General features: G+C 37.0%; 18 protein-coding genes. 4 read left to right on the top strand and 14 right to left on the bottom strand.

The window, feature by feature from the left end; genetic code table 11:
• Window positions 1–221 precede the first annotated feature (221 nt).
• Window positions 222–1,268 carry an aspartate--ammonia ligase gene (asnA, locus tag L1283_RS25105; RefSeq protein WP_286734891.1) on the top strand — a complete coding sequence of 349 codons (1,047 nt, stop codon included), beginning with the start codon at window positions 222–224 and terminating at the stop codon, window positions 1,266–1,268.
• Between the two features lie 237 nt (window positions 1,269–1,505).
• Window positions 1,506–2,759: a DEAD/DEAH box helicase gene (locus L1283_RS25100; RefSeq protein ID WP_429626577.1), complete on the top strand. Its 1,254-nt coding sequence runs from the start codon at window positions 1,506–1,508 to the stop codon at window positions 2,757–2,759.
• Window positions 2,760–3,267: 508 nt separating this feature from the next.
• On the opposite strand, the gene L1283_RS25095 is transcribed toward L1283_RS25100, so the two are convergent.
• The 4 genes from L1283_RS25095 to L1283_RS25080 all read right to left on the bottom strand — a co-directional run bounded on the left by L1283_RS25095 (window position 3,268) and on the right by L1283_RS25080 (window position 7,754).
• Window positions 3,268–3,996, bottom strand: coding sequence for a menaquinone biosynthetic enzyme MqnA/MqnD family protein (locus L1283_RS25095; protein ID WP_429626576.1), 729 nt, complete (start codon window positions 3,994–3,996; stop codon window positions 3,268–3,270).
• On the bottom strand, window positions 3,989–4,615 hold the full coding sequence (locus L1283_RS25090; RefSeq protein WP_394677020.1) for a histidine phosphatase family protein: 627 nt from the start codon (window positions 4,613–4,615) through the stop codon (window positions 3,989–3,991). Before L1283_RS25090 ends, L1283_RS25095 begins: the two co-directional genes overlap by 8 nt.
• A 12-nt stretch (window positions 4,616–4,627) precedes the next feature.
• The gene (mqnE, locus tag L1283_RS25085; protein WP_120332600.1) at window positions 4,628–5,827 is read right to left on the bottom strand and encodes an aminofutalosine synthase MqnE; all 1,200 of its coding nucleotides are present in this window, start codon (window positions 5,825–5,827) and stop codon (window positions 4,628–4,630) included.
• A gap of 103 nt (window positions 5,828–5,930) precedes the next feature.
• Window positions 5,931–7,754: an ABC transporter ATP-binding protein gene (locus L1283_RS25080; RefSeq protein ID WP_088162240.1), complete on the bottom strand. Its 1,824-nt coding sequence runs from the start codon at window positions 7,752–7,754 to the stop codon at window positions 5,931–5,933.
• Window positions 7,755–8,019: 265 nt separating this feature from the next.
• Here L1283_RS25080 and L1283_RS25075 point away from each other — a divergent pair, with 265 nt between their 5' ends.
• Entirely contained in the window at window positions 8,020–9,180 is a 1,161-nt protein-coding gene (locus tag L1283_RS25075; RefSeq protein WP_075993418.1) for a pyridoxal phosphate-dependent aminotransferase, read from the top strand.
• A gap of 131 nt (window positions 9,181–9,311) precedes the next feature.
• Entirely contained in the window at window positions 9,312–10,151 is an 840-nt protein-coding gene (locus L1283_RS25070; RefSeq protein ID WP_075993419.1) for a prephenate dehydrogenase, read from the top strand.
• A gap of 56 nt (window positions 10,152–10,207) precedes the next feature.
• On the opposite strand, the gene L1283_RS25065 is transcribed toward L1283_RS25070, so the two are convergent.
• From L1283_RS25065 to L1283_RS25020, 10 genes are all read right to left on the bottom strand, one after another.
• Complete coding sequence (locus L1283_RS25065; protein ID WP_429626575.1) at window positions 10,208–11,395, bottom strand: tetratricopeptide repeat protein; 1,188 nt, start codon at window positions 11,393–11,395, stop codon at window positions 10,208–10,210.
• Window positions 11,396–11,471: 76 nt separating this feature from the next.
• Window positions 11,472–11,813, bottom strand: coding sequence for a hypothetical protein (locus tag L1283_RS25060; RefSeq protein WP_429626574.1), 342 nt, complete (start codon window positions 11,811–11,813; stop codon window positions 11,472–11,474).
• Between the two features lie 338 nt (window positions 11,814–12,151).
• Window positions 12,152–12,601, bottom strand: coding sequence for a hypothetical protein (locus L1283_RS25055; protein WP_429626573.1), 450 nt, complete (start codon window positions 12,599–12,601; stop codon window positions 12,152–12,154).
• A 3-nt stretch (window positions 12,602–12,604) separates the two neighbouring features.
• Window positions 12,605–13,126: a M15 family metallopeptidase gene (locus L1283_RS25050; RefSeq protein ID WP_429626572.1), complete on the bottom strand. Its 522-nt coding sequence runs from the start codon at window positions 13,124–13,126 to the stop codon at window positions 12,605–12,607.
• A 302-nt stretch (window positions 13,127–13,428) separates the two neighbouring features.
• Complete coding sequence (locus L1283_RS25045; protein WP_429626571.1) at window positions 13,429–13,650, bottom strand: hypothetical protein; 222 nt, start codon at window positions 13,648–13,650, stop codon at window positions 13,429–13,431.
• Between the two features lie 39 nt (window positions 13,651–13,689).
• Window positions 13,690–14,121, bottom strand: coding sequence for a hypothetical protein (locus tag L1283_RS25040; protein ID WP_429626570.1), 432 nt, complete (start codon window positions 14,119–14,121; stop codon window positions 13,690–13,692).
• Entirely contained in the window at window positions 14,121–14,678 is a 558-nt protein-coding gene (locus tag L1283_RS25035) for a hypothetical protein (RefSeq protein ID WP_429626569.1), read from the bottom strand. The genes L1283_RS25040 and L1283_RS25035 overlap by 1 nt, the downstream gene beginning before the upstream one ends.
• Window positions 14,679–14,686: 8 nt before the next feature.
• Window positions 14,687–16,522: a hypothetical protein gene (locus L1283_RS25030; RefSeq protein ID WP_429626568.1), complete on the bottom strand. Its 1,836-nt coding sequence runs from the start codon at window positions 16,520–16,522 to the stop codon at window positions 14,687–14,689.
• On the bottom strand, window positions 16,506–16,832 hold the full coding sequence (locus tag L1283_RS25025; protein ID WP_429626567.1) for a hypothetical protein: 327 nt from the start codon (window positions 16,830–16,832) through the stop codon (window positions 16,506–16,508). Before L1283_RS25025 ends, L1283_RS25030 begins: the two co-directional genes overlap by 17 nt.
• A gap of 94 nt (window positions 16,833–16,926) precedes the next feature.
• Window positions 16,927–17,472, bottom strand: a complete 546-nt coding sequence (locus L1283_RS25020; protein WP_429626566.1) for a hypothetical protein — start codon at window positions 17,470–17,472, stop codon at window positions 16,927–16,929.
• Window positions 17,473–17,557 lie beyond the last annotated feature (85 nt).

Below are 17,557 nucleotides of genomic sequence, written 5' to 3'. Positions count from 1 at the left end.
CCCTGAAATATTTCAGGGCTCTTTTGGTAAGTAACCAAACACTTTTAGTTGCACCAACAAATTATTAGTTTTATAATTAAATATTGACCTATCTTCATTTTGTTAGAATTTTTTTATTTTTTCAACTTTTTAATGGATAAATATTAAAAATCACAACCAAACAGATTAACCAGTGATATTTTCATACTTTTGTATGAAATAACTGAATAAAAAATAAAACCATGCGTATCAATCCATGCATGGTATTTCATTTGACTCATATGGAGGGAAGAAAACTTTTAAATACCGAAGTTGCTATCAGCTTCGTTAAAGATACATTTGTCCAACAACTAAAGAAAGCATTAAATTTAATTCCGATCTCATCACCATTGGTGGTTTTAGACGGCACAGGATTAAACGATGACTTAAATGGAATTGAGCGTCCGGTATCATTTCCGATTAAATCATTGAATGAAAAAAGAGCTGTCGTGGTACATTCATTGGCAAAATGGAAAAGAGTCCGTTTAAAAGAGCTCGAAATGTTACCTGGGGAAGGCATCGTGACAGACATGAAAGCACTGCGTCCTGATGAAGATTACACCCCTATTCACTCGATCTATGTAGACCAATGGGACTGGGAAAAAGTAATCGATAAAGATCAACGTAATTTGGCTTTGCTGAAAGAAACCGTATTAAAAATTTACGATGCATTACGATTTACAGAACAACAGGTTGAAAGCAAGTATCCACAGGTAAAAGCGATTCTTCCGGAAACCATTACATTCATTTCGGCTGAAGAACTACTGCAAAAATATCCTAATCTAAGTGCAAAGGAACGTGAAAATACAATCACAAAAGAATACGGTGCTGTGTTTTTATACGGTATCGGAGGGGCACTCAGCAATGGTGTTGCACACGATGGACGCGCAGCGGACTACGACGATTGGAGTACTACCAATGAGGCTGGCCACAAAGGATTGAACGGCGATATTCTCGTATGGAACCCAATCTTAAATTCAGCGTTTGAACTTTCTTCCATGGGAATTCGTGTCGACAAAACAGCCTTGGCACATCAAATGGAAATCAGAAATTGCACTGAAAAATCCAAACTGACTTTCCATAGCATGCTTCTTAATGATCAATTACCGGAATCTATGGGCGGTGGGATCGGACAATCACGTGTCTGTATGTTTATGCTCAAGAAACAACATATTGGAGAAGTTCAAGTCAGTATCTGGGAAGAGGACAAAAAAGAAACGCTAAGACAAGAAGGTATTGATATCTTATAAAACAATACTTATTAAGAATTAATAACGCGGTAACTATACTGCGTTTTCCAATATATCGATACAAATCAGTGCAAGGTAATCATCTTTTATAGACCGATTACCTTGTTTTTTTAGGTATAAAATGTCTAAAAAATTTTCATTCTAGTTTGTTCCTTTCAAGATAGCGGTATTTTGTATTTTTGTCAAATGCAGCTAGAAGCTATTTTAAATAAATTAGGCATTTCATCCTTAAATGAGATGCAAGAAAAAGTAGTGGAATCGTATCAAAAAGACCATGATTTCATCTTACTTTCACCCACAGGATCTGGCAAAACCTTGGCCTTTTCATTGCTCATTTTAGCGCAATTGAAGGAAATCGTTCGGGAGGTTCAAGTACTGATTTTAGTGCCGACCCGCGAACTTGCCTTACAGATAGAGCAAGTGCTACGCAAGGTGGCCACAGGTCACAAAGTCACCTGTGCCTATGGCGGTCATAGTACCCGTATCGAAAAAAATGAATTCAAGGATGCTCCCGCAATTATTATAGGAACTCCAGGACGTATAAAACAACATATCGAAGAAGGAAATTTTGATCCGACCAGTATCCACACCCTTGTGTTAGACGAATTTGATAAATCGTTGGAACTGGGATTTCAGCATCAAATGGATTTCATTATTCGACATATACCGGCCATCAGATCCCGGATATTGACTTCTGCAACGATGATGGATGTAATCCCGCCATTTACGCAGATAAAGGAGCCTATCCTTGTTGATTTTCTGAATAACTCCCAGAACATACCCCGCATTACAATAAAAAAGGTCGTTGCTCCTGTTCAAAAGAAATTGGAGGCATTGCTAAAACTCATCTGCAAGATCGGGACGAAAAAAATGATTATTTTCTGTAATCATCGCGATGCAGTAGATCACATCAGCGAACTACTGGACAATCGCAATATTATTCACGACACCTTTCATGGCGGACTTGAACAGCAAGATCGTGAGCTGGCACTTCTCAAATTCCGTAATCATTCCAACAATGTTTTGATCACGACCAATTTGGCTGCAAGAGGATTGGATATCCCCGAAGTCGATGCCATTATTCATTACCAGCTACCGCATAAAGAAGATGGCTTTATTCATCGCAATGGACGTACTGCGCGTATGCAGGCAAAGGGTGATGTCTATGTCATCTTAAAGCCTGAAGAAGCCTATCCCTATATAGCGGAGGAAATACCTGAAGAGGAATTTCCCGAATACTATGATCTTCCGGAAAATTCACCTTTCGCGACACTTTATATCAGTGCTGGACGAAAAGATAAAGTCAATAAAATTGACATCGTAGGTTTTCTCCTACATTTGGAAGGTGTTGAAAAAGACGACATCGGTATAATAGAAGTGAAAGATAAGGTAGCTTATGTTGCCGTTAAAAGAAAGCTTGCTTCCGTTATTATCAATAAGGCTAGTGGGCAAAAAATCAAAGGGCGTAAAGTAAAAATTGGACGTACCTAGTTATTAGCGCGTCAAGAGATCCTCCTCACCTATTTCGGTGGCGAAGGTCGGATCCATCATCAAACTGTGATTCCAATGCATAAGGGGACCTGCATTGTCGTTAAAATAAGCCGATAAAAAAACCACTCAATGAGTGGTTTTTTTTATAGGAACCTGATTAATTTTTGGTTAATACCATGTTTGACTCTAACAGGGGTATTACATGGGGTTAGCAGGGGTATAACAGGGGGTTAACAGGGGTGTACCCCTATTAACCCCTTGTTAATACCCTGTAAAAAGGGTGCTGTCACCCTTTTAATTCCAAACATGGTGTAATCGGAGTTATACGCCTTACCGAAGTCGTTATAAACAAAAGCAATAAATAAAGGGAATTTATCAGGGGTGTAGTGCACCCGGGGAATCAATCGGCAGGTAAGCCTTCACAATGCCGTGTAAGGCTTACCTGCCGATTCTGATTTAAAATTTTTCAGGGTATGTCATGGTTCCTGTTCAGTTCAAGCGACACAGGTTAATCCAATTCTTTTAAATACCGGAGATACAACTGCACAGCTTCGCGTTTCTTATCTGTCAAATGGAAATTAAGATGCTGTGTTAGATATTTGGTATAATCAAAGCCCTCAAATTCTGGGAGACCGGCTATCACATCGGTTGCATGTTCAACACCATAGGCTAAAGCTTCATTAAATTGCTCCACAAAAGAGTCGGGAAGTTTTTTGTTACTTACCCATAAAGCAAAAGCGAAAGGTAATCCGGTGAAGTTAAACCACTCTTCCCCCAAATCATAAACATAGGGTACTGCATTCTTCTTACCGAAAGTACGATCCCCAATTAAAACATAGGCATCTGGCTCTATAGATTCATCAGTGACCAATTCTACATCCTTTTTCCAATAATTTTTAATCAATACACGTGCTAAACCATTTGACGTGCGCGATTGCTTATCCAAACGTAAAGTTTTTACCTCTTCAATAGGCTTATTGGCAAAAATAAAGACAGAATCGACAGCACCTTCTGTGCCGATACAAAAATCGGTATTAATATAATACTCGGGAAGACTTAATAAGGCAGCTGTCGGTATAATACCGATATCAGCTTGATCATCGATTACTTTCTGTGCACAGGCACTTGGATAATCAACGCTCAAGTCGATTTGCGCCATCACTTTCGATTTACGTATTCCATTCAAAAATGGATAAGTATTGGTATACGATACGGCAGAAACTCTAATTTTATTCATTTATCAATGCTTCTAAGTGTGCGGTATTGTAATGGTCCACAATCTCAAATTGACCATTATCATACAGCAATTTATATAAAGCAGTATTTGTATGCGGGAAATCATCCATATAACGGGCATCAACACCAGTCATTAGACAAAGCATAATCCGTAAAGCACGACCGTGCATACAGACTAATATGTTTTTTTCATCTGTCTGAGCGAGCATATGATCCAAGGCGACTTGTTGACGAGCCATCAATTCATGAGGAGACTCTCCGTTTTCAATACTGACATCCAATTCTCCATTGCGCCATGCTGCGACCAATTTTTCAAAACCAGTTAGCAACTCTGGTGTTTGTTCTTTTCCTTCATAAACTCCCCAGCTTATTTCATCCAAACCAACAAGCTGTTCCCAAGGTAAATCCAAATCAAGAAATCCTTGTACAGTTTGATGCGTACGCAATAAAGTGGAGGTATATATCTTATCAAAAGGCACTGTCTTATAGTGATCAAAGAAAGCCTGAGCTTGAGCTATGCCCATCTTGTTAAGGGGAGAATTAACACCCCGTCCCTGCACAATACCTTTCAAATTTAGATCAGTCTGTCCGTGTCGTATAAAATAAAATGTCTTTTTCAACGTGTGATATGATTATGAATTGACAACAGGTAATGCATAATAGCTTTTCTTTTGATCACCTTGATCAAAAACAAAATCATTATAATCAGTCACCACATTGTAGAGGGTATCTCTTTCTATCGGATGGCGTCCAACATTTTTTATCAGCTCGACAACCTCTTGTGTGGTCATCCCCGGTTTTTGCTCTTCTGCTCCCGCCATGCTATATATTTTTGTCGTATCATCCAGTGTTCCATCGATATCATCGACTCCAAAAGCCAAGGACAACTGGGCCGTATCTCTCGATATCATTGCCCAATACGCTTTAATATGATCAAAATTATCCATGTAAATTCGAGCGATCGCATAATTCCTTAGGTCTTCGATAACGGATACCTCGGGAATATGGGACATTTGGTTCTCCTTATTTCTAAATTTTAAAGGAATAAAGGTCTGAAAACCGCCAGTCTTATCCTGCAGCTGTCTCAAGCGTTCCATGTGATCTACACGATGCCAAAACTGCTCAATATGACCGTACAGCATCGTTGCATTAGTATGCATTCCCAGCTTATGCGCTTGCTCATGAATATCCAACCATTGTTCGGCAGTACATTTATCATGTGCAATCTGCTCTCTGATTTCTGGATGAAAAATCTCTGCCCCACCCCCTGGCATAGAATCCAAGCCGCAAGATTGCAAATACTTCAGGCCATCGTAATGGCTTAATTTTGCCTTCTTAAAAATATAGTAATACTCTACAGGTGTAAGTCCTTTAATATGCAACTCGGGGCGATGCGCCTTACATTTGCGAAAGAAATCGGCATAAAATTCGAGGTTTTGTTTAGGAACAACCCCTCCAGTGATATGAACCTCAGTAACAGCCTCATTGTCATATTTTTTGACAATATCCATCATGCCATCAACTTCCATCTCCCAACCTTCTGCCCGTTCTTTTATTAAGCGGGAATACGAACAGAACTTACAGTCATAGACACAAACATTAGTCGGCTCAATGTGAAAATTACGATTGAAAAAAGTATGATCTCCATGGCGTTTCTCACGAATATAGTTAGCAAGCACACCAAGATAGCCTAGCTCACCTTTTTCATATAAAAGCACTCCTTCCTCAAAAGTGATACGCTCCTCTCGCAAAACTTTCTCCGCTATATCTCTCAACTCGACAGCTAAGTTTTTGTCGTTAATCAAGAAATTCAATTTATCTATTGCGTTCATTAAATGTATCTCCTATCTTAAATCAAATGTACCGAAAAGGCAACAAAAGTTATAATAAAAAATGTGATAACAACTAATTTGACAAACCTCTTAGAAAAGAAAGCTAATCTGTAAATTGTTGCATTTCGATTAATTTGCGGTATAATCCTTCACGTTGTATCAGCTCACTATGGCTACCTACTTCTACAATCTTTCCGGCTTCAATAACTACAATTATATCCGCATTCTGAATGGTACTTAAGCGGTGGGCAATGACAACTGTTGTTCTATTGTCCATTAATTTATATAAGGAGTCCTGTACCAATTTTTCAGATTCGGTATCTAGCGCAGAAGTCGCCTCATCAAGAAGCATGATCGGTGGATTTTTTAAGACAGCCCGTGCGATACAGATCCGCTGGCGTTGGCCACCCGATAATTTACCGCCCCGATCACCAATGTTGGTCTGATAACCATGTTCAGTTTTCAAAATAAATTCATGCGCATTGGCAATCCGTGCAGCGGCTTCAACCTCTTCCTGGCTGGCAGAAAGATTAGCAAATGCTATATTATTGAAAATCGTATCATTAAACAAAATAGACTCCTGATTGACGACACCGATCATGTCCCGTAAAGAATCCTGGTTTAAATCCCGTAAATCAGTACCATCAAACAAAATTTGCCCTCCAGTGACGTCCATAAATCTCGGGATCAAATCAACCAAAGTTGATTTCCCTCCACCTGATGGCCCTACCAATGCAACGACCTTCCCTTTTTCTATAGTCAAATCGATGTTCTGGAGAATCTCTTTATCTTTGCTATACGAAAAATTGACCTGGTTAAATACGATATTCTTCTCAAAGCTTTTCACAAGCTTCGCGTCGGCGCGATCTTTCACTTCCGTCCGTTCATCGATGAGTTCCAATACGCGTTCGCCCGCAGCAAGACCATTATGAATACCGCTAAAAGAATCTGTCAACGCTTTTGCCGGACGCATCACCTGTGAAAAAATAGCGATATAGGCGATAAATTCCGGTGCAGTTAACCCCTTGTCACCTGAAAGCACCAAATGACCGCCATATAAAAGAATAATTGCGACCATAATGACACCTAGTAGCTCAGAAACAGGCGAGCTTAACTGTTGTCTTTTAGCCATATCACGGCCGATATTTGCATAACGTTCGTTCTCATTATGAAATCTGTTCTTAATAAAGGAGACCGCATTGAAGGCTTTGATAATTTTAATCCCCGATAATGCTTCGTCCAAATAGGAAATCATATTTCCATACGACTCCTGTGCTGCATGCGCCTGACTTTTAAGATTCTTAACGATTCTTGCGATAAAAAATGCAGAGACTGGAATAACCAAGAGGGAGAAAAAAGTCAATTTTGCAGAGATATTAAAAAGCATCACGATATAAGCGATCAATTGCAGAGGCTCCTTAAAAACCACCTGTAATGTCCCTGTAACAGAATACTGAACTACCTGCACATCTGACGCGACTTTAGAAACAATATCTCCTTTTCGTTGCCCCGTAAAATAGCCAACATGCAGATCCATCACATTATCAAACACTGCTCTGCGCAATTTAAGCAGGGTATGAATGCGAAAATTCTCCATAATACGCTGACAGAAATAACGAAATAGATTACTGATAAATACGGAGATCACAATAACAATACAGACGTATTTCAATGCACCATAGGCTCCAAACTGGCTATTAGCAACACTGGCGTAGTAATTAAACCACGCGAGAATGTCTGTATAAGCTTCTGGTTTTACGACCTCGGCGGTCTCTTTACCAACGTTAAAAAGTGTATGGAGTAATGGAGCTAGCAACGCTAAATTCAATGTGCTAAAAATAACCGTGATCAACGTGAAAATTACATATGGGATTGCAAATTTCTCAATGGGTTTAGCAAACGATAAGAGCCTAAAATATGTTTTCATTTATTTTGAACTAAGACAAATTACCTTTATACGAAAAGTCATTCGTCGGTCTCTCCTCTAACTTTCAGATTTTTGACGAGGAAATTGAACAAAAATAACAAATTAATCAAGAAAAGCGCATATCCTGGTAAGGGACTATAAAATTGTTGCATCTCAAGACTAAAGCATTCAGCTTGTTCAGCTTGAAAAATCGATAAAAAAATCTCCTTTTAATAGATAATTCCCTAATTTAGCCTTATTCAAATACCAAATTTATTAAAATAAAATGCAAATAGACGTTGCCAAAAGATTGCAGCATACTGAAGAATATTATTTCTCCAAAAAATTAAGAGAAATAGATGAGTTAAACAAACAGGGTGCGCGTGTAATCAACCTAGGAATTGGAAGTCCAGACTTGCCCCCACACCCGGAGGTGATCGAGACATTAAATACGAATGCCCAACTTCCAAATGTGCATGGCTATCAAAATTATAAAGGCGCTCCCGCCCTACGACAAGCCGTTGCAGATTGGTATCAACGTTATTATAACGCGACTTTTAATCCCAATACAGAAATATTACCCTTAATAGGGTCAAAAGAGGGTATTGTACACATCTGTATGACCTATCTTCAGGAAGGAGACCAAGCACTTATACCCAATCCTGGCTATCCAGCTTATGCTGCTGCAGTGAGATTGAGTGGTGCTGAAGCAATTACCTATAATCTTACACAAGAGAAAAATTGGCTTATTGATCTAAATGAGCTCAGAAAACAAGACTTGTCAAAGGTTAAACTGATGTGGATAAACTATCCTCATATGCCAACAGGTGCCTCGGCACCCGATGCATTTTATCAAGAGCTGATTCAATTTGCCAAAGAGCATAATATCCTGATTTGCCACGATAATCCGTATAGCTTTATTTTGACAGATACGCCAAGAAGCATTATGAGTATCCCTGGCGCGAAAGATGTAGCCATTGAGTTGAATTCGCTGAGCAAGTCTTCCAATATGGCGGGATGGCGAATTGGTGTGCTCGTGGGTGCCGAAGAACGTATAAACCAAGTACTCCGTTTCAAAAGCAACATGGATTCAGGTATGTTTTTACCTGTTCAGCTGGCTGCGGCAAAAGCCTTACAACTTGATGCCTCCTGGTATGCTGATCTAAACAAAATTTATGCTGAAAGACGTCAACAGGTGTATGAAATTATGGATTTGCTGGACTGTTCTTATCAAAAGGACCAAGTAGGTCTGTTTGTATGGGCACGCATCCCTGAAAAATACAAGGATGGTTATGCGCTAAGCGATGCTGTTTTGGACAAGTCACGGGTATTTATTACACCGGGTGGAATTTTCGGAGACAAAGGCGATCAATATATACGCATCAGTCTCTGTGCCACAGTAGAGGTACTCAAAGAATCAATCCAGCGCATTAAAGATAATTTCTAAGACATTCGATATCGGGGCAGCTTAACTGCTTTGAAATTATCGATAGAATAATTGATCGACAAACAACCAGGGTATAAAGCGTTCGGTGTATAACATTTGAACAAAAATACGCTTAATATAATTGTTTACATATGAACATTGCCATTGTAGGCGTAGGCTTGATCGGCGGCTCAGTTGCCATTCGCCTAAAAGAAACAAAATTCTGCGACAAAATTATCGGTGTAGATAAGAGTCAAAAGAACTTAGATAAAGCGATGCACATCGGCTTCATTGACGAAACAGCAAGCTTAGAAGATGCGATTAAGAGCTGTAAAGTATTGGTGCTCACAATTCCTGTCGATGCTATTTTACATGTTGTTCCTCAAATCTTGGATTTGGTTACAGATCAGGTCGTCATTGACATGGGATCGACAAAAACAAATATTCTCAACAAAATCAAGGATCACCCTAACCGGGGGCGTTACGTTGCAGCCCATCCCATGGCCGGCACCGAGTATTCGGGGCCTGAGGCTGCAATACCGGGCTTATTCAAAGGCAAGATGATGGTCTATGTCGAAGCATTTAAAACTGATGAGGATGCTTTCGAGATCGCCGATGCCATCACCGACCAATTGGAGATGCGCAGCTGTTTTATGAATGCGGACGAACATGATGTACACACTGCTTATGTATCACACATCTCTCACCTAACCTCTTTCGCCCTCGCCTTAACGGTATTGGAAAAAGAGAAATCTCAGGGACGTATCTTTGAGCTGGCAGGATCGGGATTTGAATCTACAGTACGTCTTGCCAAAAGTTCGCCCGATATGTGGACACCTATTTTCAAGCAAAATCGCGAAAATGTACTCGAAGTACTCGAAGAACATATCAAGCAGCTTCAATCCCTGCACGATTCTATTGCCACAGAAGATTATGATAAATTGCACAAACTTATTACCCGTTCCAATAAGATAAAAAGGATCATTAAATAAAGGGTGCTCTAGTTAAAGCAGTAGATAAAAAAAGTCCACTTTTTGGTGGACTTTTTTTATTCATCTTCCAATTCATTGAATTTATCCAAGTCGGCTTTTGCCCCGATAGGATCTCCCAATTTTTCACGAATTGCTGCGCGATATGAATACAAATCAGAATAATATGGATTCAAATCGATCGCTTTCGAGTAATCTGCCAGTGCGCCTGGTAAATCCTCCAACTTTTCATTCAAATCGGCTCGTAATGAATACACATAAAAATCTTCCGGATTGAGCGTAACAAGGCGGTCAAAATCCAATAATGCTTCCTCAAAATTCCCCAACCGCTCAAACAAAGATGCCCTTTCTTCGTATACGATCGATGAATCACGATCTATTTCCTCCGCTTTGGCATAGTCTTCCAGCGCACTTTGGTAATTACGATAGGATTCAAACACTTTAGCGCGAAATATATAGGCGGCAGAACGATTCTCATCAAGAGCAATAGCCTGATTGAAATCAGACAATGCCAATTCAAAACAGGTCAATTTCAGGTACAAACTTCCTCTAAAAACAAACAGGTTGCTATCCTTGTTATCGGATTCCGCAATAGCAGCAGAATAAAGACCGATTGCTTTTAGATAGCTATAGCAATGAACATATTCAAGTCCCAATGAATTTATTTCGTCAGTACTCAGCTGCTTTGGCTTCGATTCCAGCTCTTGAATAACCAAATTATCGGCCTCAAAGTAAGTGAGTTCAGCTTGATTCTCCGCCCATTCCAATACACTATGGTAATTAAAATCCAGTCTCTTGGCAATCTGATAATCATAGAAAGCACCTTCGTCTTCATCGATGAGTCGATAAACTAAACAACGGCTCGCATAAAAAAACGGTTCCTCTTTATACTGTTCGATTGCGCTTGTAAACGTTGCAATAGCTTGGTCATATGCCGCTATTTTAAAATAATAAAGCCCCAAATAACTATAGGCAAGTGCATGATTAGTCAAAGCAATCGCCTGCTCAAGTAAAGCGACAGGATTGCCATCGCCACTGATTCCGACATTAAATCCTTCCAATGTAGATCTAATCGCGCTCTGTTGGACGGTATCTAGCCAATCAGCGGAAAAAGATGAACTCGCTTCCGGAAAAAATGATGAAATAGGTAAAAAAGAAAACTTAGCAAGAAGTACGGGTACTGGCAGTGTAAAATCTGATTCCACAAAAGTATTGTTTTGTAGAATAACAGCTAGATTTGAAAACATATGCTTCATTTTATTAATTATAAAGTCCTTTTTATCAGGATATTATTTTATTTATATGTCCCAAAATGTGTCCTATCTATATTTTTGGGGTACTTTTTTTAGCATATTCTTTTTGCATCTTCAAATCTCGCTTGTAGTCATCGATGTTCTTATCATACACTTTCTTATCTGCCTTGGTATTGCGAATAAATAATTCATTATACACCTCCTTAGCGATTTCTTTTGCGCTAGTCTTTTTTTCTAGTTTATTCTCCAAGTCATTAATGACTTCATTACCTAGATTAGACATTTGCGTTACAGCATCTTTAGTACTATTGATTGAGTTGAGTTGGTTCTCTAGTGTTTCAATAAATTCCTTTTGCTTCACTACACTCTTGAGTTTATCAAAAATTAGGGCTTCATGTTCAATTTTAGTCATATTCCAAATATAATTAATTCCAATTTATATTGTTCAACAATTCATTTTTTAACATTATTTGACGGTTTACCAAAACCAGTTCATCAAATAGTTCTTGATAGGTTTTACCGTCCAAATTTGGCGGTACTATTATGTTATAACTGTTGCATATTCTAACTATTAGTGTCTGCAACCCTTCCCTTGTTTTTAGTTTCATATAACAAAGGTTGGGGTATCAAAGGACATTTACAATAGAGATTTTTATACTAATCTATTTAAACTTAAAAAGCTAATAATGAGGTGAATAATTTTTTGAAAAGATGAAAATAATTTTGAAATTGATTGCTTTGTAACAAAGGTTAGTTCTTTGGTTCCTTTGAACTTATCCAATTGCCTAAATAACCTTTTAGCTTATCTACTATTTGCACGCCTGTGTATCTTTCAACCGTTGCAACAATACCTAATAATTCGGCAATGATGGGAATAGCAATGACCATTTTAAATAGCTCAAAAGCTTCTTTAATCAGGTGCATTTGAACGCTATTAACCGTAATAACAAGTACAGAATACATAATCAATTTAATGATGAAAGGCTTGGTTACATCCCACACTTTTGTGGTTAGCTTGTCCCCTTTGAAAAACCATACGGCCAAATCCATCAAGTAATCAATAGATACTAAGAATATAAGTAAAATATACAATTCATATATTGGAGCAAAAAAGGCTGAAATAAAAAATATCAATTTGCTGATAATTGAAGAGGTAAAAAATGAGTTAATAACCTCTTTTAAGATTTTAAATATTTCCATCTATTAACCTCCTATCTTAATGTACTTAACACCATTATTTATAGTGGTCTTTCCTGAATTATATAATTCTAATGCCTGATTAATCGACAATCCAAATGTCTTTTCAAAATGAGGTGAATCTTTAAAGCTCCTAAATTCACCGCCCCACTTCCAACCCTTTGATTTGAAGTAATTCACAACGGTCATAAAATGCTTGTCTTCATCCCATGATGCAGTTTCAAAAGTTCCATTGCCGTCTTTATCATAAAGAATTACTATATCCATAGCCATCGCATAATTGTGCCACGAAGTACCACCTTTTGCGTTGGTCACAATCTTTCCTTTGGTTGTTCGACCTTGTGCGTAAAGTGCATTTTGTTCTTCAAATGTCCTTAGTGTATGTGTAAATCTTAGTCTAACACCTTTGGGTAATTGAGTATTGATTTCTAAATATTGGTTTCGTAATTCATCCCTAAGGATAGGGTGCATTAGGTTTATTCGTTGGAGCGTTATGGAGTCCGCCCATTGTAGTCTTTTGTCTTCCATTTTATGATAAATATTGGATGATAATAGATTTTGACTATAGTATAATCGATGACCTATAGAGAGATAGACCATTATTTTTTAATTCACAAATAATCGGCTCTTTAAAGAAAATTTCACTTCATTAGATGACGTATAAAGCAATAACTTTTGGTCGGAATATCTTTGTTTAGGAATTGACAATAATTGATTATAGGGCTTAATTTAAAGCTATACGAGCAAATAAGATTCTGACAATAAAACTATCGTTTAAACTCAATAAAAAACCCCTTAAAAAAGGGGTTGATGTGGTTATATACTGAATTTTATATCATATATTCTTTAATATACCAAGCTAGATGAAAGATGTCACTTGGATTGTATTTATATCCCTCTTTCGGTTCGATTTCAATAGATAATTGATTGATTTTTACATTATATTTAAGGAAAAAACCATAAATAAAAGTGCAATCTAAATCTTCTTTTGCTTTTAATAATGCTTTGATAGCTCCGTGACTTGGTAATGTTATATTTATTATATCATTCATGCCACAAAATTGGAAAACATATAATCTAAAAAATTACGGTTAACCATTTTTAGGTAATATATTCAGACAATTGTTTCTGAATGAGCTAAATGTGACAGTAAATACATTACCGCTACACATGTCTCCGAAATTGTCGCTAAAAGGTACTACCGATATATTACCACTAATTTCTATGTCATCGTGATTTTCGAGGAATTTTAAAAAATCCTGTGCAATTTCATTTGTGCTATCTATAATATCAAATTCTGTAATCTCATCTGACAAGTCCATGATTGCAAACTCCCAAATTGTACTGTTCTCATTACCTGAATTGAAATTCGATTTTACATACTCAAAATTTAGCAACGGATATTTCAGTTTTTTATATGTGGATAATTTATCGGTATCTCCGAATTTAACATCATTAACCATAGGGTGTTGATTGAAATAATCTTCAATGATATTCTTGATATATTTTAGATTCCTAACCATCAATACCCCCTTCTATAATAGTTTACTTTGCTTGCTCTTTCTCTATAGTATTGTGCTGAATAGTCTATATTATCACCCAAATAGATGTTCATCGAATTAAATGTTGAATCAGCATCAATCGATGTATTGGTGCTTTCATCGTTATCGCTCGCAAAGTATCTGATTAGACGTATTTTATAGCCATCCATTTTTTGTTTCACGGTCGTAATCGCTGAATCTTTGTCTTTTATCTGTAAAGCTGACAGCGTTGCATCAGTTGAAACGTTGATACCTTTATTATTGATTTTCAGGTGCAAATAGTCTATTCCATACGCAATAGTGGCATAAATTAGAAAAGGCTCAATTACTTCATCAAGAACAAAATTGTCCGTTTCCGTTGTTGAATCTTCTGCAATTTTGGCTCTCATATTTGCAATATATTCAGCACCAATTAAAGGCTCAAGCTCCAAATCAGTTGCTTCATTAAGTGCTATTTGTATAATATCTTCGTCGATATTTACAGGCAGTACGCTATTATTTTTTATTGATTGTATACTTATTAAATTTACTTTATCCATATTAATAATTAAGGTTTGTACACTTTTACAGGTACCCACTCGTGGCGACAATGCTTATTCACTACGCCCGTTTTTCGATTTTTCCACCATCCTCCAGTAAACTCTAATACATTGTAACCCAGCGCCTTAGAGATGGCCATTATGTCACTCGCACTGTAGTATTTGTTACTGTTTATTATTGCTTCGCAAAAATGACGTGTGGTTGGGATAATTGTGCTACCGTCCGCTTCATCTCTTTTCACATAGTCATAATACACTTCTATTTTATTTGCATTCGCAATTGTTGATGGTGCAGTATGAATGATGTTGTTCGCTGTGTTGGTTTTTGTATTTATCAACCCTGCATTTTTTAACAACTCTATAGCATTTTGTACTTCTTGCTTTGTAATATTTTGATTTAGCTCCTTACCAATTTTAATAGCAATTTCGTCAAGTGTCATACCCTCAATCTTGTTATCAAGTAGATACTCTTCTATCGAATTATAATTGCTTGCAAAATGATAGTGTCCGCAACCGCTGAATTTAGCTTTACCGATTAAAACAAAATCCTCTTTCGCTGTACCTAAATGCTTTACCTTTTCAAAATCTTCTAATGTCGCTGAATAGCTTTCTATTTCATCATCTTTTTTTTTATCAGATGCAAAAGATTGAGTTGTGGTTAGTAACGTATTACCATCAGGCAAAGGCTCCAAGCCTGCTTCACTACGTAATTCATTGACGGTCAATATCTTTTCCTTTGTGGCTGAATCCAATTCAGGTTTGAAAAGTCTTTCTTTGTCTTTTAGGTCGATTACTGGCAATCGGTCGTCAGCTTGGAATAGCTTATTAAAAGCATTTACAATTTCAATTCGCTTATCTTTAACATAATTATTTTTGAATAATTGGTATGCGTTTTCTAATTCAGTGGCATTGCCTAATGAACCCTCTTTTTCAACCCCGAATAAAATTGATGATGTCGCTTGATGTGCTGATAATATATTACGTTCCGTTTTTTTAATTACTTCAATCAACTTAGATGCGTAATCATCAGCAGGAATAGTTACAATGTCCATTCCCTTTTCCTGTTGTGTGTTGAACTCGACTAACATATTTTCGCCTTCTGCTCCCGAAAAAATTTCTCTAAATTTCTTCGTCGTCCTCGCTTTATCGTCGTCATTTAGAATACCTTTGAAGGTCTTTATGACTTTCGTTAAGCTAAATCCGTTTGCTGTATTATTTTTGAACAATTGCGTTACTAACATATCAGTTACTGCACTCTCGATACACTTATAATCAGGTGTTGAATAGGTATTATTTACGCTGACATTATAAGAATTAAAATAAAATATTTTAGGCTCCGTTGAATCGTTCGACTTTGGAAAATACTTTGGATATGATAATACTGTACGAGGTGTATTTTTCCAATCTTTATTAACAAAAAATGTCGTTTTTGAATTGTTCAACCTAACATGATGCAAAGGCACGTGATAATAATTGTAAGGCTCTCCAAGTTGATTAAAAGTAACTTCAACAGCAAACGCATTAAAGTAAACTAAATCATTTATACACTTTTTTATTAATTCGCTTAACGAATCATCTTCGTTAACTTGGATTTCATTTAAAAACTCTCCCGATTTCTTATCTATTAGACCATCACCAAAAATATAGTTTGATTTTGAGTTCAATATAGAACCGTGCAACGATGATTTATCAGCAATATCAATCAAAAAATTAGGGTAAAGATTGTCCTCTCCCCAATTTACATGCTTATCTGCGTTGCTCTGTTTGGGTTCTATTGGTAAAGGGGTTATAAACCGAGCAAAGTTTTCTATTTTATAATTTATTTGGTTATTTTTTTCTTCCATCAATCACTTTTCTTACTTCTGTTGGTCGCTCAATGGCAACTTCTTTGTCTTCTCCGATAACTCGGACAAAACCTCTATCAACTACACTATCATTATAGATTAGTTGATACTTATATTTCCCTTCTTCAATACCTTCAAAATCATTCTTAACCTCAATAAATCGCTCCGTTATCTTGGTGGGAATAATGGTAAATGAAGATTCTTTGTTAGATGATTCCTTTATGAACTTCAATGTGACTTCTCCATTAATTATGTATGGTGCAACATTGAAAAACAAAGAATTTATAGGCATTTTTTTATCAATAATCATCTTCTATTTTTCCATAAATATTGGCTTATAAAAAAAGGGGCTAGAATAAGCCCCCTTGGAAGGATTTGTATTTTTAAATTTATCTAATTTGGGATTAGATTAAGGTTGCCAAAATAGTTTTATCTAATTCGGGAGTCGGGGCATAAATCTCACCATTGAACGATAATGTCCTATTTAAATCACTTGCGCTGATTGTACCAACTGATTCTTTCAGCTGAATTGTACCGTCCAATCCACCGATTACATAAGAGCCATTCGCTAATTCAATGATTATCGCTACTGGCTGACCTAACAGACTTGAAACAAATTGATTTGCTTCTGCTGAGTAACCAACCATTGAAGCACTAAATGCGAAAGTTCCGCTTATAATGCCATTATCACCAATTTGAATTGTATCGGTTACGTTATTTTGTTTATTTTCTACTTCGATTTTGACAAACTTTTTAGATGTTTGTAAACCAACTTCTGAGACCTTACCTGCCGTCATTGAATATACACTTGTTGAGCCTTCTATATTTTTTAAGTCGCTATACGCAATCATATAAATGTTTTTGGTACCACCTATAAGCGACTCTCCGCATTGTTTTACGTATCCAACTAAACTTGAACCACATGCCATATTTTTAATATTTTTTATCATATGTGTCCTAAATAAATTTTAGGATTGGATTTCTGTGGTACAAGCATAGCTTTTTTCATCATTTCGATATTGACCCCTATTTTTC

The organism is Sphingobacterium sp. HSC-15S19 (assembly GCF_050433745.1).
Classification (GTDB): Bacteria; Bacteroidota; Bacteroidia; order Sphingobacteriales; family Sphingobacteriaceae; genus Sphingobacterium; species Sphingobacterium siyangense.
Note: the sequence above shows the minus strand (reverse complement) of the source record. Positions and strands in the feature narration are given on the sequence as shown.

Excerpts from the sequence above, each read along its gene's own strand:
- L1283_RS25020 (WP_429626566.1), bottom strand. The coding sequence starts at position 17,472 with ATGATAAAAAATATTAAAAATATGGCATGTGGTTCAAGTTTAGTTGGA.
- L1283_RS25070 (WP_075993419.1), top strand. The coding sequence starts at position 9,312 with ATGAACATTGCCATTGTAGGCGTAGGCTTGATCGGCGGCTCAGTTGCC.
- asnA (WP_286734891.1), top strand. The coding sequence starts at position 222 with ATGCGTATCAATCCATGCATGGTATTTCATTTGACTCATATGGAGGGA.
- L1283_RS25050 (WP_429626572.1), bottom strand. The coding sequence starts at position 13,126 with ATGGAAGACAAAAGACTACAATGGGCGGACTCCATAACGCTCCAACGA.
- L1283_RS25040 (WP_429626570.1), bottom strand. The coding sequence starts at position 14,121 with ATGGTTAGGAATCTAAAATATATCAAGAATATCATTGAAGATTATTTC.
- L1283_RS25060 (WP_429626574.1), bottom strand. The coding sequence starts at position 11,813 with ATGACTAAAATTGAACATGAAGCCCTAATTTTTGATAAACTCAAGAGT.
- L1283_RS25035 (WP_429626569.1), bottom strand. The coding sequence starts at position 14,678 with ATGGATAAAGTAAATTTAATAAGTATACAATCAATAAAAAATAATAGC.
- L1283_RS25025 (WP_429626567.1), bottom strand. The coding sequence starts at position 16,832 with ATGATTATTGATAAAAAAATGCCTATAAATTCTTTGTTTTTCAATGTT.
- L1283_RS25075 (WP_075993418.1), top strand. The coding sequence starts at position 8,020 with ATGCAAATAGACGTTGCCAAAAGATTGCAGCATACTGAAGAATATTAT.
- L1283_RS25030 (WP_429626568.1), bottom strand. The coding sequence starts at position 16,522 with ATGGAAGAAAAAAATAACCAAATAAATTATAAAATAGAAAACTTTGCT.
- L1283_RS25055 (WP_429626573.1), bottom strand. The coding sequence starts at position 12,601 with ATGGAAATATTTAAAATCTTAAAAGAGGTTATTAACTCATTTTTTACC.
- mqnE (WP_120332600.1), bottom strand. The coding sequence starts at position 5,827 with ATGAACGCAATAGATAAATTGAATTTCTTGATTAACGACAAAAACTTA.
- L1283_RS25065 (WP_429626575.1), bottom strand. The coding sequence starts at position 11,395 with ATGTTTTCAAATCTAGCTGTTATTCTACAAAACAATACTTTTGTGGAA.
- L1283_RS25100 (WP_429626577.1), top strand. The coding sequence starts at position 1,506 with ATGCAAGAAAAAGTAGTGGAATCGTATCAAAAAGACCATGATTTCATC.
- L1283_RS25095 (WP_429626576.1), bottom strand. The coding sequence starts at position 3,996 with ATGAATAAAATTAGAGTTTCTGCCGTATCGTATACCAATACTTATCCA.
- L1283_RS25080 (WP_088162240.1), bottom strand. The coding sequence starts at position 7,754 with ATGAAAACATATTTTAGGCTCTTATCGTTTGCTAAACCCATTGAGAAA.
- L1283_RS25045 (WP_429626571.1), bottom strand. The coding sequence starts at position 13,650 with ATGAATGATATAATAAATATAACATTACCAAGTCACGGAGCTATCAAA.